The 16,357-nt window shown below is 51.1% G+C and carries 17 protein-coding genes, 1 pseudogene and 1 riboswitch; of the genes and pseudogenes, 15 read left to right on the top strand and 3 right to left on the bottom strand.

Going from position 1 to position 16,357, the window contains the following annotated elements:
- Positions 1-8 precede the first annotated feature (8 nt).
- Positions 9-164, bottom strand: coding sequence for a hypothetical protein (locus I8U23_RS05550; protein ID WP_156097736.1), 156 nt, complete (start codon positions 162-164; stop codon positions 9-11).
- A gap of 258 nt (positions 165-422) precedes the next feature.
- Between I8U23_RS05550 and I8U23_RS05545 the strand changes: the two genes are divergently transcribed.
- Complete coding sequence (locus tag I8U23_RS05545) at positions 423-590, top strand: hypothetical protein (protein WP_156097735.1); 168 nt, start codon at positions 423-425, stop codon at positions 588-590.
- Between the two features lie 140 nt (positions 591-730).
- Positions 731-837: riboswitch (SAM riboswitch) on the top strand.
- Positions 838-918: 81 nt separating this feature from the next.
- On the top strand, positions 919-2,235 hold the full coding sequence (locus I8U23_RS05540; RefSeq protein WP_232335455.1) for a Na+/H+ antiporter NhaC family protein: 1,317 nt from the start codon (positions 919-921) through the stop codon (positions 2,233-2,235).
- 296 nt (positions 2,236-2,531) lie between these two features.
- Here I8U23_RS05540 and cas6 read toward each other — a convergent pair whose 3' ends face one another.
- The gene (cas6, locus tag I8U23_RS05535; RefSeq protein ID WP_198050814.1) at positions 2,532-3,278 is read right to left on the bottom strand and encodes a CRISPR-associated endoribonuclease Cas6; all 747 of its coding nucleotides are present in this window, start codon (positions 3,276-3,278) and stop codon (positions 2,532-2,534) included.
- A gap of 301 nt (positions 3,279-3,579) precedes the next feature.
- Here cas6 and I8U23_RS05530 point away from each other — a divergent pair, with 301 nt between their 5' ends.
- The 13 genes from I8U23_RS05530 to I8U23_RS05470 all read left to right on the top strand — a co-directional run bounded on the left by I8U23_RS05530 (position 3,580) and on the right by I8U23_RS05470 (position 14,744).
- Positions 3,580-3,879 (top strand): EthD family reductase, encoded by a 300-nt coding sequence (locus I8U23_RS05530; protein ID WP_037995564.1) that lies wholly within the window; start codon positions 3,580-3,582, stop codon positions 3,877-3,879.
- Between the two features lie 129 nt (positions 3,880-4,008).
- Positions 4,009-4,428 carry a PaaI family thioesterase gene (locus tag I8U23_RS05525; protein ID WP_049720439.1) on the top strand — a complete coding sequence of 140 codons (420 nt, stop codon included), beginning with the start codon at positions 4,009-4,011 and terminating at the stop codon, positions 4,426-4,428.
- Positions 4,429-4,455: 27 nt separating this feature from the next.
- Positions 4,456-5,241 (top strand): enoyl-CoA hydratase-related protein, encoded by a 786-nt coding sequence (locus I8U23_RS05520; RefSeq protein WP_037995562.1) that lies wholly within the window; start codon positions 4,456-4,458, stop codon positions 5,239-5,241.
- 33 nt (positions 5,242-5,274) lie between these two features.
- The gene (gene paaK / locus I8U23_RS05515) at positions 5,275-6,603 is read left to right on the top strand and encodes a phenylacetate--CoA ligase PaaK (RefSeq protein ID WP_037995560.1); all 1,329 of its coding nucleotides are present in this window, start codon (positions 5,275-5,277) and stop codon (positions 6,601-6,603) included.
- Positions 6,604-6,659: 56 nt separating this feature from the next.
- The gene (locus tag I8U23_RS05510) at positions 6,660-7,517 is read left to right on the top strand and encodes a 3-hydroxyacyl-CoA dehydrogenase NAD-binding domain-containing protein (RefSeq protein ID WP_049720438.1); all 858 of its coding nucleotides are present in this window, start codon (positions 6,660-6,662) and stop codon (positions 7,515-7,517) included.
- Complete coding sequence (locus I8U23_RS05505) at positions 7,501-8,274, top strand: 3-hydroxyacyl-CoA dehydrogenase family protein (RefSeq protein ID WP_037995555.1); 774 nt, start codon at positions 7,501-7,503, stop codon at positions 8,272-8,274. Before I8U23_RS05510 ends, I8U23_RS05505 begins: the two co-directional genes overlap by 17 nt.
- Entirely contained in the window at positions 8,271-9,470 is a 1,200-nt protein-coding gene (gene pcaF / locus I8U23_RS05500) for a 3-oxoadipyl-CoA thiolase (RefSeq protein WP_037995553.1), read from the top strand. Before I8U23_RS05505 ends, pcaF begins: the two co-directional genes overlap by 4 nt.
- A 133-nt stretch (positions 9,471-9,603) precedes the next feature.
- A complete protein-coding gene (gene paaX, locus I8U23_RS05495) occupies positions 9,604-10,428 on the top strand; it encodes a phenylacetic acid degradation operon negative regulatory protein PaaX (protein WP_049720437.1) in 825 nt (274 codons plus the stop codon).
- 165 nt (positions 10,429-10,593) lie between these two features.
- The gene (paaA, locus tag I8U23_RS05490) at positions 10,594-11,601 is read left to right on the top strand and encodes a 1,2-phenylacetyl-CoA epoxidase subunit PaaA (protein ID WP_198050813.1); all 1,008 of its coding nucleotides are present in this window, start codon (positions 10,594-10,596) and stop codon (positions 11,599-11,601) included.
- Positions 11,598-11,936: a 1,2-phenylacetyl-CoA epoxidase subunit PaaB gene (gene paaB / locus I8U23_RS05485; protein WP_049720435.1), complete on the top strand. Its 339-nt coding sequence runs from the start codon at positions 11,598-11,600 to the stop codon at positions 11,934-11,936. Before paaA ends, paaB begins: the two co-directional genes overlap by 4 nt.
- 15 nt (positions 11,937-11,951) lie before the next feature.
- The gene (gene paaC / locus I8U23_RS05480) at positions 11,952-12,782 is read left to right on the top strand and encodes a 1,2-phenylacetyl-CoA epoxidase subunit PaaC (protein ID WP_049720434.1); all 831 of its coding nucleotides are present in this window, start codon (positions 11,952-11,954) and stop codon (positions 12,780-12,782) included.
- Positions 12,783-12,796: 14 nt separating this feature from the next.
- On the top strand, positions 12,797-13,273 hold the full coding sequence (gene paaD / locus I8U23_RS05475) for a 1,2-phenylacetyl-CoA epoxidase subunit PaaD (RefSeq protein ID WP_231564599.1): 477 nt from the start codon (positions 12,797-12,799) through the stop codon (positions 13,271-13,273).
- A 28-nt stretch (positions 13,274-13,301) separates the two neighbouring features.
- A complete protein-coding gene (locus I8U23_RS05470) occupies positions 13,302-14,744 on the top strand; it encodes an NAD-dependent succinate-semialdehyde dehydrogenase (protein ID WP_198050812.1) in 1,443 nt (480 codons plus the stop codon).
- Between the two features lie 118 nt (positions 14,745-14,862).
- On the opposite strand, the pseudogene I8U23_RS05465 reads toward I8U23_RS05470, so the two are convergent.
- Positions 14,863-15,934: pseudogene (locus I8U23_RS05465) on the bottom strand (NAD(P)H-dependent flavin oxidoreductase).
- Between the last annotated feature and the right edge of the window lie 423 nt (positions 15,935-16,357).

Raw genomic sequence — 16,357 nt, 5'->3', positions numbered from 1 at the left:
AATCCATCCTACTCTTTGACGGAATGAAGGATCTCATCAATTTCTTTTTTGATATAGATCAATTCTTCATGGCTCAATTTATGCAGGTCACGAATCATCATCTCGAGCTTCATGGAGCGGAATTCTTCCAGAAAAGACGGCATATATTGTGGTTGCATGGACATACCCGTTTACTCCCTTCGGTTTATCAATCTGTGATGGGTCAGGTTTTCATTCTATCAAAAATTCGACGCAGGTCAACATCGGTTTTTGACCTTGTCCTCTGTTTTTTGTCAGCTTTTTGCCGGGATGTTTCCTTTTTTTCTTTCAATCAGACAAACCCTTTGGTAATTTAGACAAAATTTTGGGTTTAATATATTGAATAACGGGTAATAATTTGTTGACTCTCGTCAAACCAAATGAAAAGAATTGAGGTGCTTCGCATGATCGAACAGTTAAAAGCACTGGAAGAGCGTCTCTATTCCGTTCAACAAGAATACTTGCTGGCAAAAGAAAGACATGAATTTTTGGCACAATATGATCTTTACGAAGAGTGGAAACAATTGAAAAAACAACAGAGCGAACTGAAGTCACAGTTAGGGCTCAATTAAATGATAAATGGCAGAAAACAGCCGGCGAATCCAGACGGCTGTTTTCCATATTTTTTAAGCATCCAATCAATTGACAAACAAAGGATTGCGTATTATGATGTCAAAAGATCATTCATGACATCGAAATCCAACACCCGATCTTCTTATCCAGAGAGGTGGAGGGACTGGCCCGATGAAACCTCGGCAACGGGCTCTTCGGAGTACTGTGCCAATTCCAGCAAGCGTTTTGAAGCTTGGAAGATAAGAAGAGGTTTTCAATAACATGGAGACAGAAGACCTCTTCGTATGCATCGAAGAGGTCTTTTCTTTTAATAAAGGGGAGAGACGATTGGAAAACAGAGAAAATCCATGGGCTTTATTGCCTTTTGCCGTGTTTTTGATCTTGTTTATTGGTGTGGGGGCTTATACCGGTGATTTCACCAAAATGCCGGCCATCATTGCCGTGATGATTGCATCGGTGTTGGCCTTGTGCATGCACCGCAAAGAGTCGTTGGCATCGAAATTGCAACACTATTTTCGTGGAGCCGGCCATCCGGATATCATCATGATGATCTTGATCTTTTTGTTGTCCGGTGCCTTTTCGGCAGTGGCCAAAGGCATGGGCGCCGTGGATTCCACGGTCAACCTGGCCCTGAACCTTTTGCCGGCCAATTGGTTGATGGTCGGACTGTTCGTGATCGCCTGCTTCATTTCGTTGGCGATGGGAACATCGATGGGAACGATCGTGGCACTCGCGCCGATCGGGGTCGGAATCAGCCAACAGGCGGACATTGCACTGGCCTTGTCCATGGCGGTGGTGATCGGGGGAGCCATGTTCGGGGATAACTTGTCCTTTATCTCCGACACCACGATTGCAGCGGTCAGTACCCAAAAGATCCGGATGAAAGACAAATTTAAAGCCAACTTTTTGATTGTGTTGCCCGCCGCCATCTTGACCGCAGCGATTCTCTTCTTTTTCACGGGGGGCGGACAAGGCAGTGTGGCCGGCGGTCAAGACTTCTCCATTCTCCAGACACTGCCTTATATCGCCGTGTTGATTACGGCCTTGCTCGGGGTTCATGTATTGATCGTTTTGATCTTGGGCATTGTTTTTGCTGGAGCCATCGGACTGTTTGAGGGAAGCTACACATGGCTTTCCTTGGTGAAACATGCCGAAGAAGGGATCACCGGCATGCAATCCTTGTCGATCCTGGTGCTGTTGATCGGCGGGATGGTGGAATTGATCCGGCATTACGGGGGCATTCAGTTTTTGTTAAATTTGTTGACGAGCAAAGTGCGGACGAAAACAGGGGCGCAGTTCGGCATTGCCGGTCTGGTGAGTTTGACCAACCTGTGCGTGGCCAACAACACCATCTCCATCATCATGACCGGACCGCTCGCCAAAGAGATTTCGGACCAATACGGAATTGACGGACGGAAATCGGCCAGCTTGTTGGACATCTTTTCCTGCAGTGTACAGGGACTGATCCCGTACGGGCCGCAAATGTTGCTTGCTGCAGGGATTGCTTCCATCTCGCCGGTCAGCATCTTGGCTTATTCCTATTATCCGGCTTTGATCGCCGTTTGCGCCGTATTGTCCATCCTGTTCCGCTTTCCGCGCTTAAAAGCCGTGCCGGTCAGCCATCAGGAAGCAAAAGCAAGTTGAAATCAGAGAATGAAACCAGGGGAAAACGCCCCTGGTTTTTTATTTTTTGCTCCATATTATATATGAAACTGACCAGCCGGCTGGCTGTCGGTTTGGGCAACCCGCATCCGACAGAAAATGGATTCACCTTTTATCACATATATCATCAATGTCCTTTAGGGTGATTACTACCGAAAGGGTGTTGATCCGATCGATTCTTATTCCTAATGAAAACCGGCGCATACAGGGTTTGCGGCTCGGGCTCGGGCCAAAACTTCCAATGGTTATGGCCGGTTTGTTGAAAATCCCGTTTACGATCAGGACAGGGGTTCCAATATGCCAAAGCCTTGATTGGTATAACTCCCGATTCCCGCTTCCATTGCCACTTCCTGAATACGGGGGGATGCATGGATTTGCAGAGGCATTTGGTATCCTTTGGTCTTTTTTCCTTTGATGTCGATCAAAGTGGCAGCTTGTTCAAGGCGAAAGTGTCCGGGATTCAGCAAACGGATGCGAATGGGAGCCGAGTTGGAGTCATCCACTCCCCATTTCAATTTGGCCCAACGATGGAGGGATGTTCGAATTTGGTCATAAAAATCGCTTTCCAGCGGATGGCAAAACACCAACTTCCCTTCTTTGCGGACAGGAAACACCACTGGCCCCAAACAACGATAATTCATGACAGATTCGAAACGGGGCCGTTCCTCAAAATGAATCGAGTGCAAAGGAAAACGGTGTGAAAACAGTTGTAAATGGTTGAGTGCTTGGATGCCTTGGCAGAGTGCTTGCAACAAGGGAGGATGAATCGAATCCACTTTCCATGTCGCTTTTCCCTGTACCCGCATTTGTCCGGGGGATTTCCGGCAATGGTCAAAAGCGAGGGGGGAAAAAACGAACGGCTTGTATTTTCGTCCTTCATAGGGGATGCCTTCCTGATGCAACCACTCAGCCAGATCCGGATCCGCCATCCTGACGGCGTGGTAAAAGTAACTCATCAGGGCATATGGATAATGGTAAGGAAGTGATGTTTCCGCCGGGATCTCAAACACAAATCGAATTCGCATCAAATCGCTCCTTTAATAGTCTTCTTTCACTCTAGCAAAGGAGGAACAGGGCGAACAAGACAAGATGAAGTTGGGTCATAACCATCCGAAACCGGAGCCGGATGAAACGCTGCAAAAAGTGGTTAATCGGCTGAAAGAAAAGGATGATTGAAGTGAATATTCTAAAATGAAAGAAAAAACTAATTGACTGAAAAGAGGCTGAAAGTTTATACTTAATTTTAGAGCAACGTTTTTATAACGTTATATTAAATTATGTTATATGGAGAATAACCCAAAACATTAAGGGGAGTGAAAATTCAAAATGGTAAAATTAATTGCGATTTACCGTCAGCCGGAAGACAAGGAGAAATTTGACGAGCATTATTACAATGTCCATGCTCCGTTGGCTGAAAAGATGCCGGGGCTTATCAAACTGGAAGTGAATAAAATTTACGGTTCTCCGGCCGGGAAGAGTGACCTGTATTTGATGGCCGAAATGTATTTTGAAACCAAAGAGGCGTTGAATGCGGCACTGGCATCCCCGGAAGGAAAAGCGGCTGGCAAAGATTTGATGACGTTTGCCGGCAAACTGGTGCAAATGCATTTTGCCGAGGTGGTGTAACAGGCGGCATGATGTCAACCGTGTGTGCATGCGGTTGGCGTCCCTCCAACATGAATTCATAGTATTCAGATCGGTTCGTGTATCGTTGTTTGAAAGCGCTACCGAAATGATGCGGACAGGTGGTTTGAGATGAAAAATGTAAGTGAGCATTCCACAAACGAAACGGTGATCAATCGTTTTAACCATGCCCTTGGCATTGAGATCGAGCAGTTGGATGAAGAAGGATGCACGGCATCTTTAAAAATCCGCCCGGAATTTTACAACAGCATGGAGGGCGTGGTGCATGGCGGCGTGACGGCCACGTTGGCTGATGTCGCTATGGGGCACGGGGCGGCTCCGCCTGTCAACGGTTTGCAACAATGCGTCACGGTGGAAAGCAAAATCAATTACCTTGCACCGGCAAGAGGCGACCGTTTGATTGCCGAGGCCAAGGTGATCAAAAGGGGATTGAAGATCATCGTGATGGAAGCCCGGGTCAGGACCGGTGACAGAAAGCTGGTGGCGGTCGCGGTTGGCACGTATGCCCGCATCCAGCCCAAACATGAATGAAAATTTTCACTCAAGGAGCCATGCATGATGGGAAAAGAAACGGTATTGCTGGAGAAAGAAGGCTATTTGGGGATCATCCGGCTGAACCGCCCGGACCGGATGAATGCCTTGGATTACTCCACCTTGGTTCGGCTCGGGGAAGTGATTGGCGAACTGGAACAGGATCTCAAAGAAACCCGGGCCGTCATCGTGACCGGAGAAGGAAAAGCGTTTTGCGCCGGAGCGGATTTGAAAGAGCGGAGAACCCTGAATGAACAGCAAGTCCGCCGCAATGTGAAAAAAATCCGGGAGGTGTTTTCGGCACTGGAGAGGCTTCCGCAACCCACCATTGCCGCCATCAACGGACATGCTTTTGGCGGAGGGTTTGAGTTGGCACTGGCATGTGATTTCCGGTTTGCCGTACAGGAAGCCAGGATGGGACTGACCGAGGTCAGTCTGGGGATCATTCCGGGAGCCGGCGGAACACAGCGGCTGACGCGGTTGACCGGCCTGGCCAGGGCCAAGGAACTGATCTTGACCGCCCGGAAAATCACGGCAAACGATGCGGAGGAATATGGCATATTAAACGGGGTTGCCGAAAACCGCGATCATCTGTTTAAGCTGTGCCGTTCCTTGGCCGGTGAGATGCTTTCCAACGCCCCGCTGGCGGTGTATCAGGCGAAATATGCCATCGACCGGGGAGTCGGGTTGGATCTGCAAAGCGGATTGGATCTGGAGTCCAAAGCGTATGAGGTGTTGATCCCCACCAAAGACCGGGTGGAAGCGTTGGAAGCATTTCGTGAAAAAAGGAAGCCGGTGTTTCGGGGAGAGTAACCGTCGGCCTGGCCGAAAGGGAGGGACATTCTGGTGATATTCAATCAAGCGATGGAAACCGCATCACGGGAGGACATGCAAAAACTTCAGCTGGCTCGTCTGAAAGAAACGGTAAAGCGTTGCTATGATAACGTTCCTTTCCACCGGGAAAATTTCGACCGTGCCGGGGTGAAACCGGAAGACATCCGGTGCTTGGAAGACATCCGGCGTTTGCCGTTCATGAAAAAGACAGACTTGCGCGAAAACTATCCGTTTAAACTTTTTGCGGTGGATCTCAGCAAAGTGATTCGCATTCACGGCTCTTCCGGAACCAAAGGAAAGCCGACGGTGGTCGGTTATACGAGAAAGGATATCGAAAATTGGGCAGAGATTGTCGCCAGGGCGATTTGCTGTGCCGGCGGCCGTCCGGGTGATATTTTTCATAATGCATATGGATATGGTTTATTCACCGGTGGCCTCGGATTGCACTATGGAATGGAATACCTCGGTATGACGGCCGTTCCGGTTTCGGGAGGGAACACGCCCCGTCAGGTTACGCTGATTGAAGATTTCAAACCCCGCGGCATTTCCGGAACGCCTTCTTATATCCTGAACCTCGTGGAAGAAATGGAAAGGCGGGGAATGGATCCCCGGGAAACCAGCCTGGAATACGGCATTTTTGGGGCGGAGCCATGGTCAGAGGAAATGCGCCGGCAGTTGGAAGAAAAGCTCTGCATCAAAGCAGTGGACATTTACGGATTGAGCGAAGTGATGGGGCCGGGTGTGGCGATTGAATGCCACGAAGCGCAGGACGGACTCCACATTGCGGAAGACCATTTTCTGGCGGAGGTGATTGACCCTGAAACCGGGGAAGTGCTTCCCGATGGTGCTGAAGGAGAGTTGGTCTTCACTTCGTTGACCAAAGAAGCGTTTCCGGTGATCCGCTACCGGACGGGCGACATTGCATCCCTTCATCCGGAAAAATGCAAATGCGGACGCACAACCCTCCGGATGTCGCGGATCAAAGGGCGCGTGGATGACATGCTGATCATCCGCGGTGTCAATGTTTTTCCGACCGAGATCGAATCGGTGCTTTTGAGTTTTCCGCAACTGGCACCCCATTATCAGGCGGTGGTGGAACGGGAAGGGGCGTTGGACCGGATTGAAGTGCACTGCGAAGTCACCCCGGAATTTATGGAGCAGGGCGGGGATATAGAAAACAGTCCGGAAATGGAAAAGCTGTCCAAAGAGATCGGGCATGCCATGAAAAGCACGCTGGGGGTTTCCATCTTGTTGAAGGTTTGCAAACCGCACACCATCCCGCGCAGTGAGGGGAAAGCGATCCGGGTGGTGGACAACCGGAACAATGCAACTGCAGGCTGAAGCATCGGCGGAAGAGGAATGGAAGGGAAACCAAAACCGGACAAGGAGGGGAGTTTGTGACCGGATATCAGATTGGCGTCGTCGGGGCAGGCACGATGGGATCGGGGATTGCCCTGGTTTGCGCCAAAAAAGGGCACCGGGTCTTATTGCTGGATGTGGATCCGACGATGCTGGAAAAAGCCAAAGCTTATTTTCAATCGGTTTTATCGAGAGACGTCAAGAAAGGACGAATCAGCGAAGAGGGAAAAGCGTCGGTTTTCCGGTCCGTCCAATTTGTACAAGACCTGAAGAAGTTGGCGGACTCGGACATTGTGATCGAAGCGGTCTCGGAACGGATGGACCTGAAAAAATCAATTTTCCGGTCGTTAAGTGAAATTTGCCGGCCCGATGCCTTGCTTTTGACAAATACTTCTTCGCTTTCCATTACCGAAATTGCCGGCGGCCTGAGGAACCCGGAGCGGATTCTGGGGATGCACTTTTTCAATCCGGCTCCTGTCATGCCGCTGGTGGAAGTGGTCCGGGGGAAGAAATCGGGCGAAAAGCAGGCAAAGTTTGTTTATGAATTTGCGCAAAATCTGGGAAAAGTGCCGGTGTATGCCAATGATACGCCGGGATTCATCGTCAATCGCGTGGCCCGGCCTTACTACAATGAAGCGCTCCGCATCTTGGAAGACCGGGTGGCCGGCGTCGAGCAAATCGACCGCATTCTCACCGAAGCCGGCGGATTTAAAATGGGGCCGTTTGAACTCCAGGATCTGATCGGCATCGATGTGAATTTTGCGGTGACCGAGTCGGTTTACTCCGGTTTTTTCCATGAACGCCGGTTTCAGCCGAGCCGCATTCAACAAAAGATGGTTCAGGCGGGAACCATCGGCCGGAAGTCAGGTGAGGGATATTATGACTACGACAAGTAACACCGTTTTGCTGACGGGCGAGAGTGTGCTGCTTCCTGAATTGAAGGAACTTTTTACGGACAAGAATTATGAAGTGGTGACAGAAAAAACCGTTGAAAACGATGCACAGAAGATCGGGCTCGCCGTTGAAGTTTCCAATCTCGACTTGGAATTGAAAAAAGCCGTGATCCAAAAGCTGGACCGGGAGCTTCCGCCGGATGTTCCCATTCTCACGACTTCATTGGGAGTGTCGGCCACCGAAGTGGCGTCGTGGACCCGGAATCCGGAAAGAGTTTGCGGTTTTGGCACCTTCCGTCCGTTGTCGGAACGGAAATTGCTGGAGCTGGCTCCCGGTCTCAGGACATCTATGGAAACGTTGAAACGGGCGGAGGCGTTTTTTCAGTCGCTGGGCAAAAATACCGCTGTGGTGCAAGATGAGACCGGACTGGTCTTTCCGAGGGTTTTGTCACTCATCATCAATGAAGCCGTTTTTGCCGTGATGGAGGGGACCGCAACCCCCAAAGACATCGATATTGCCATGAAAAAAGGGACGAATTATCCATACGGACCGCTGGAATGGGCTGACCAAATCGGCTTGGACGAGGTTTACGCGGTGATTCGCGGACTGCATCGGGATTTGGCGGAAGAACGGTACCGGCCGGCTCCCTTGCTCCGGAAAATGGTGCTGGCCGGGATGCTTGGCGTCCGAAGCGGCGAGGGATTTTATACTTATTCCGGGGAAGCGGCCCGGCCATCGACAAGGGGGGACGAACGATGAGAATTCCGGTGATCGTGGATGCCGTACGGACAGCCATCGGAAGATACGGCGGCGCATTGAAAGAGGTCCGTCCCGATGACTTGGGAGCCGTGGTGATCCGCTATCTGATGGAACGAAACGACATCCCTTTGGAACGGATTGACGACGTGATCTTGGGGTGTGCCAATCAAGCCGGTGAAGACAACCGGAATGTGGCGAGAATGTCCTTGTTGCTGGCGGGCCTTCCGGTGACGGTGCCGGGAGTGACGGTAAACCGTTTGTGCGGCTCGGGACTGGAAGCGGTGAATCAGTGTGCCAATGCCATTGAAGCGGGGCGCGGAGAAGTTTATGTTGCCGGCGGAACGGAAAGCATGACAAGGGCTCCGTATGTGATGCCAAAACCCGAAAAGGGTTTTGCGCGCGGAGAGCAAAAACTGTATGACACCACGCTCGGTTGGCGGTTTGTGAATGAAAAGCTTGCCGAAATGTATTATCCGTACAGCATGGGGGAAACCGCGGAAAATGTGGCGGAACAATACGGCATCAGCCGGGAAGAACAGGACCGCTTTGCGTTGGAAAGCCAGCGAAAATACGCCAAAGCCCGGGAGGAAGGCAAGTTCAAAAGCGAGATTGTCCCGGTGGAAATCCCCGGGCATAAAGGGCAGGTCACCCTTTTTGCCGAGGATGAGCATCCCCGTCCGGATACGACCCTTGAACAGTTGTCCCGGTTGAAACCGGTTTTCCGCCAAGGCGGGACGGTCACGGCCGGCAATTCTTCCGGCATCAATGACGGGGCCGCCGCCTTGTTGCTGATGGAAATGGAAACGGCCGTGAAGCTCGGCTTGAAGCCAAGGGCCCGTGTGGTGGCTTCGGCTGTGGCCGGTGTGGATCCGTCCGTCATGGGAACCGGGCCGGTCCCGGCCACGAAAAAAGCGTTGAAACAGGCCGGTCTCACCATCGATGAGATCGATTTGATCGAATTGAATGAAGCGTTTGCCGCCCAATCCCTGGCCTGCATCCGCGAGTTGGGGATGAATCCCGCCCGGGTGAATGTCAACGGGGGAGCCATTGCCATCGGCCATCCCTTGGGATGCAGCGGGGCACGCATTCTGACCACCTTGCTGTATGAAATGGAGCGGAGGGGTGTGCGCTACGGGTTGGCGACGATGTGCATCGGGGTCGGACAGGGCATTGCCACGATAATAGAAAGGTTATAACCAAGAGCCCGATAACAGTCACAGAAGAAAGTTGACAAACTCCGTTCAACATTTGAAATATTTTTTTGTTATAATAGGCGAATAGGTTTGAGATGGAGAAAAACAGGCAACGGTTGAATGGAGTTGAAAGAGATTGAAGCCTCAATCGATGATTTTTACGATATATGGCGAATATGTCCGCCATTTTGGCGGGGAAATCTGGGTGGGCAGTTTGACCCGGTTATTGGGGCGATTCGGCATGTCCGAACAAGCCGTGCGCGTCGCCATATCCCGCATTGCCAGCCAGGGATGGCTGAAAGCGCGCAAAGTCGGCAACCGCTCCTACTACTCTTTGACGCCCCGCGGAAAAAAGCGGATGAATGAAGCCAGTGCCCGGATTTATAAGCAATCCCCGGGCCGGTGGGACGGAAAATGGTGCATCATTCATTACAACATTCCGGAAAAGCAGAGGGCCAAACGGGATCAATTGCGAAAAGAATTGTCTTGGATGGGCTTTGGCATGCTGGCCAACAGCGTGTGGATCAGCCCGAATGACTTGGCCGACCGGGTCAAAGAAATTGCCGAATCTTATGATGCCAGCGAATATATTGAAGTCTTCCGGTCCGAACATCTCGGCGTCAGCACGGATAAGCAGTTGGTGGAAAAATGCTGGAATCTGGATGAAATCAACAAGGCCTACGAAGAATTCATCAGCCACTATCAACCGCAATATGAAAGATTGAAAGAACAAGTGAAAAACCAGGAAGACATATCGGATGCAAAATGCTTTGTGGAGAAAACCAAACTGGTGCACGAATATCGCAAATTTTTGTTTATTGATCCGAGCCTGCCGGAAGAGTTGTTGCCCGATTTTTGGACGGGACGGGAGGCGGACCGGATATTCCGCCATTATTATGAGCTGTTGCATCCCGGTGCGGTCCGGTTTTTCCTGAGTGTTTTCAAAAGTGCTCCGGAGTAGAATCCAAGAGTGGACGCTAAACAAAGAAGGGGAGATCCTCCCTTCTTTTTTTGTGTTAATTTATTCTGGCAATAAATATATTAATGAATTTTATGCATTGAAAAACATGTTACAATATGTTAATATATCGTTAAACAAACGTTATATAAAAAGGTTGTGATGTGGATGCATATCTATGACCGGAGACTGTTGGAAGATCAGGAACATGGCAATGGGCATCCCGATGACGAAAAACGGCAAGAATTTCTTGCCCGGATTGAGCGTGGCGAAAAAATTGAAGCGGATGACTGGATGCCGGATGATTACCGACAGCAGTTGATTAAATTGATCGCGATGCACGGAATCAGCGAAGTCATGGGGGCGTTGCTGGAGAAAGAATGGGTTCCCAAAGCACCAACGTTACGGCGCAAGCTGGCGATCATGGCCAAAGTCCAGGATGAGATGGGGCATGGGCAATTGTTGCTCAGGGTGGCGGAAGATATGCTGGCTCCGCTTGGAAAAACCCGGGAAGACCTGATGAACGATTTATTTGTCGGAAAATTAAAATTTCACAATGTGTTCCACATGGAGTCGCCGACCTGGGCCGATGCCGGAGTGATCGGATGGTTGGTGGACGGGGCGGCGATCATCACGCAAACGATGTCGCTTAGCACCTCGTATGCGCCTTATGCCCGGGCGCTGCAACGGATTTGTGCCGAAGAAAAATTTCACATGCAACACGGCGAAAGCATCGTGTTGAGCCTGGCAGAAGGAACCCCCCGGCAGCGCCGGATGTTGCAGGAGGCGGTCAACCGCTGGTGGCCGGCATTGCTCATGTTCTTCGGGCCGCCGGAAGACGGGGGAATTTCCAGCAACCAACGCCTGAACCTCCGGTATAAAATCCGTTCCAAAACCAACGAAGAGTTGAGGCAGGAGTTTTTCCACAAATATGTTCCGCGGATTTTCCATCTCGGGTTGACCTTGCCGGATGAGACCATTCATTACGACGAAAAAGAAAGCCGTTGGCATTACCGGCAGCCGGACTGGAATGAATTCAAACGGATCATCAAAGGAAACGGGCCCCGATCCAAAGAGCGGCTGAGATTGAGAAAAATTTCTTATGAAGAAGGAAAATGGGTGCGTGATGCCCTGCTCGCCAAGCAACGAAACGCGGTCTGGGGGGGAAGCGTATGACCAGCGGGGACAAGGAAAAGAAAGACTTTTTCGTGTTTGAAGTCTTCAGCCAAAAAAGCCCGAATGCCCATTTTGTCCACCAGTTCAGCTTGCTGGCCCCGAATCACGAGGTGGCCATGTCCATGGCGCGTGAAAACTTCCTCCGGCGTGAACCGTGCGTCAATTTGTGGGTGGTCAAACGGGACGATATCTGGGTTTTGCCTCCGGAACAGCGCCGGTACTTGGAAAAGCTGGACAACAAGAGTTACCGGGAAACGAAAGGGTACGGCGATTTGCAATCGAAATGGCGCCGGCACAAAGAGCGGTACGAGAAGAAAAATGCTTCGGGAAAGTAAAAGGAGGGTCAGCATGTGAGCAATTTCCGTGTCGAATCGGCAGAGCAAGCCAAAGCGAATCCGGAATATTTATCGGCTTTGAAGGACTTGCTGCTTCAAATCGCCGATGATGATTTCATTATGGCTTTCCGGGGATCGGAATGGCTGGGACTTGCCCCCCATATCGAAGAAGATGTCGCTTTTTCCTCCATTTCACAAGACATGATGGGACATGCCGTGCTCTTTTATGAAATGTTGGAAGTATTGGGGGCCGGAAGAGCCGATGATCTGGCACAACTCCGCAAGCCGGAAGACTTCCGTAATGCCGTCCTGGTGGAGCGGGTGAACGGCCCCGGCCTTTATCTGGAAGAACCCCGCTATGATTGGGCTTATGCCATTGTGCGTTCGTATTTTTACAGTGTGTTCAAGCAAATCCGGTTTGAATCTTTGTCCCATGCTTCCTACCTTCCGCTGAAGCAGTCGGCGCGTAAAATCCTGACGGAACACCATTACCATCTGTTTCACTGGCGGGTGTGGATGAAACAATTGGCCGACAGTACGGAGGAAGCCCGGTCCCGTCTGAAGGAGGCGACGGAAAGGGCGTGGGAGGATGCAGGCGGATTGTTTCAGTTGGGGCCTGAAGCTTCCGCCATGGTCCGATACGGATTGATTGAAGGAGAAGAGCCGTTGACGAAGCGGTGGTTGGAGCAAGTGAACAAAGATTTTGAGGACTATGGCTTGCCTCCGGCCGGCGGGCTGAAAGCGCCCGGATGGAACGGACGGGCCGGGGAGCACACACCGGATCTCGCCGCGGCACTAAATACTTTGTCAGAAGTTTACCGGCTGGATCCCACAGCCCGTTGGTAAAGGAGAGGATCTGGGTGGCAGGGAAGGAAGAGATTTTTTTGGAACTGCTGCAAGAAGTGAAGGATCCGGAAATCCCGACGGTCAGCATGGTGGAAATGGGCATGATCCATCAGGTTCGTGTCGAGGATGATGTGGTGTCCGTGGATGTTTTGCCCACTTTTGCCGGTTGCCCCGCTTTGGACATCATGAAAAAAGCGATTGAAAAGAAACTGGGCGCGGTGGAAGGGGTCCGGGAGGTCCGGGTGAAATTTTTGCTCGAACCGGCGTGGTCCTCCGACCGCATCAGTGATGAGGGAAGGGAAAAGCTGAAAAAAATGGGCATCATGCCGCCGCCACGCAAGGATGAGCAAAAGGAAACATGGGAAGTGAAATGTCCGTATTGCGGTTCTTCATACACCGCTCTGGAGAACTTGTTCGGGCCGGCCGCATGCCGGAGCATTTTATATTGCAAAAACTGCAAAAATCCGTTTGAAGCGTTGAAAATGATTTAAATCCAAATGGAGAAAGGGTGGCCAATCCATGAGTGAGATCAAAAAAATGTATATCCGGGGAGAATGGGTGGAAGCAGAAAGCGGAGAAACACTGGAAGTATTCAATCCGGCCACGGGAGAATGTGTGGGAGTGGTCAGTTACGGGGATGAACGGGATGCGAAAAAAGCCATTGATGCGGCGCATGAAGCGTTCAGAGACTGGTCCCGGTTGCCCGGACGCCAAAGATCCAAATATCTCACCAAATTGTACGGGCTGGTGATGAAACACCGCAATGAGCTCGCCGAACTGATGTCGGCGGAGATGGGAAAGCCTTTCGGGGAAGCCAAATTTGAAGCCGTGGGCAGTGCGGACAATTTCTTGTGGTATGCCGAGGAAGCCAAGCGGATTTACGGGGAAACCATCCCGTCCTATGACGGCAGTAAACGGTTGATGGCCATCAAACAGCCGGTGGGTGTCGTGGCCGCCATCACTCCCTGGAACTTCCCGGTCAACATGGTGGCGAGAAAAATTGCCCCGGCACTTGCCGCCGGGTGTACCGTCGTTTTAAAACCCGCGATGGAAAGCCCGTTGAGCGCGGTCCGGCTGTTTGAGCTGATGGAAGAAGCCGGGTTCCCCAAAGGCGTGGTCAATCTGGTGCTGGCCAAGGCGGAAAAGTTTGGCGACGAAGTGTTGCAAAACCGGAAAGTGGCGAAGATCACCTTCACCGGTTCGACCGCCGTCGGCAAGCATTTGATGGAAGGTGCGGCCAAGCAGGTGAAACGGATCAGCATGGAGCTTGGCGGACACGCTCCCTTCATTGTGTTTGAAGACGCCGATCTCGATGCGGCGGTTGCCGGTTTCTTTGAAAGCAAATTCCGCAACTCCGGGCAAATGTGCATTAGCACCAACCGTTTGTATGTCCATGAGTCCGTGGTTGATGCGTTTACGGAAAAACTGGTCGCACGGTTGAAAAAAACCAAGGTGGGTGACGGGCGCCAAAAAGGCGTGGAGATCGGACCGCTGGTGGATGAAGAAGCATTAAACGGGGTGATGGAACACATCCGTGATGCCAAAGAAAAAGGAGGCCGCGTGATCTTTGGCGGAAACAGGCTGACAGAAGGGGAATACAGCAAAGGATTTTTCCTGGAACCGACTGTCATCACCCATGTCACCCCGGATATGAAAATTACTTATGAAGAAACATTTGGTCCCGTCGTGCCGATTATTCCCTTTAAAGAGGAAGAGGCCGTGTTGGAGATGGCAAACGACACCCGCTACGGATTGGCCGCCTACTGCTATACAAAGGACAACAGCCGCTGCTTCCGGGTGGCGGAGGCCTTGGAATATGGCATCATCGGCGTCAATGACGGCACCCCGACTCAGACCCAGGCACCTTTCGGCGGGTTGAAGGAAAGCGGCTTGGGCCGTGAAGGAGGTCGCTATGCGATGGAAAGCTTCCTGGAAACCAAGTTTATTTCCATGTCCATTTAGCCATTACTTCGAATTCTTTCCTTGCTTTTATTTTTAAACACTGAATTTGGATGGTGTCTGCAGAAGAGCTGAACCCTTGCGGATTCAGCTCTTTTCATTAGTTGTCCCGGTTATGGGCTTAATGCTCGCCGGCCAGTTGCGACAAACATTGATCAACTTGGGTCATGATTCTTTGCATCAGTTCTTCGACCTGTTCAAAACGGCTGAGGGCAGCGGCTTGGCCGGCCCACAAAGCCATGTAGTCCTTGTTTCCTTTTTTGGAGGCTGCTTGGCGCAGGTGCTTGGTCAAGGCGTTTTGGACCGGGTATGGGGGAAGGGGATGGGGATAGTTCTCGGATAAATTCGTTTTGGATGGCCCGTGCCGGCTTTCCGGAAAAGACGGTTGTCATGACGGTGCTTTCATCGGTGCTTTGCAGGACGGCTTCTTTGTGTTTGTCATGGGCGCTGCTTTCCAAGGTGGGTAAAAAGGCCGAGCCCATTTGAACCCCGTCCGCCCCCAGAGCCAGGCTGGCCAGAACCCCGCGACCGTCCATGACCCCGCCGGCGGCAACGACCGGAATCCGGACATGATCCACCACTTGAGGGATCAGGGCCATCGTTCCGACATATGGAAATTCGGCGGAGAGAAAGGTTCCCCGGTGGCCTCCCGCTTCACTTCCTTGGGCTACGACGGCATCCATCCCGCTCTTTTCCACTTCGACAGCTTCCCGCACCGAAGTGGCTGTCCCGATGACCACCGTGTGACGGGCATGCAGTTCCTGGATGACGGCGGGGGACGGAATTCCAAAAGTGAAGCATGCGACAGGGACCTTTTCTTCCAGAATGACGTGAATTTGTTCTTCAAAGGAAATGGCGGCATGGCTTGTGGTTTCTTGGCCGGAGGCACCGGCGGCTTCTTCAAACCGCTTGAGATGATTTTTCATCAGGCGTTCTTGTTCCGCATTGGTTTCATAAGGCGCGGGAACCATCAAGTTGACGGCAAACGGACGGTCGGTTTGCTTCCGGATTTCCCGGATGGCTTGGCGGATGTCTTCGGGAGACATATAGCCCGCTCCCAGTGATCCCAGACCGCCGGCATTGGATACCGCCGCAACGAGCCGGGGACTTGTGATCCCGCCGGCCATTCCTGCCTGGATAATGGGGCGGGAGATTTGCAATAATTCGGTTAACCGGGTTTGATACCAAGGCATGTGAATCCCTCCCTGATCATGTTGTAAAATCCATCCGGGATCGTTTCTTTTGCACGGAATGCGATTTGAAGGTGGATTTTCAACAACCTAAATAAAACCTTAACTTTATTCTATGAAATTTACGGAATGATTTGAATTGTCGTGTCAGACGATCTCTTGATAAATGCATTCGATTTATACAGTTCCTGTCCAAAATTCTCACAGGAACGCCTCTTTATAAGGAAGAATGATCATGCAAAAAAGAAGATAAATTTTTAAGCTGGTGAAGATGATTTGATTCATTTTAGAGAGGGAATCGGGTGAACATTGAAAAAGAAAGCAGTAAACCTCTTGACAAAAAAATTAATTTATGCTATAATTTAAAATTAATTCTATATTATATATAATGGGATTCCCGGACGTGGGGGATCCCATTTTTTTTAA

The organism is Thermoactinomyces sp. CICC 10735, from assembly GCF_016055175.1.
Lineage (GTDB): Bacteria > Bacillota > Bacilli > Thermoactinomycetales > Thermoactinomycetaceae > Thermoactinomyces > Thermoactinomyces vulgaris.
This window is presented reverse-complemented; position numbering and strand designations above follow the sequence as displayed.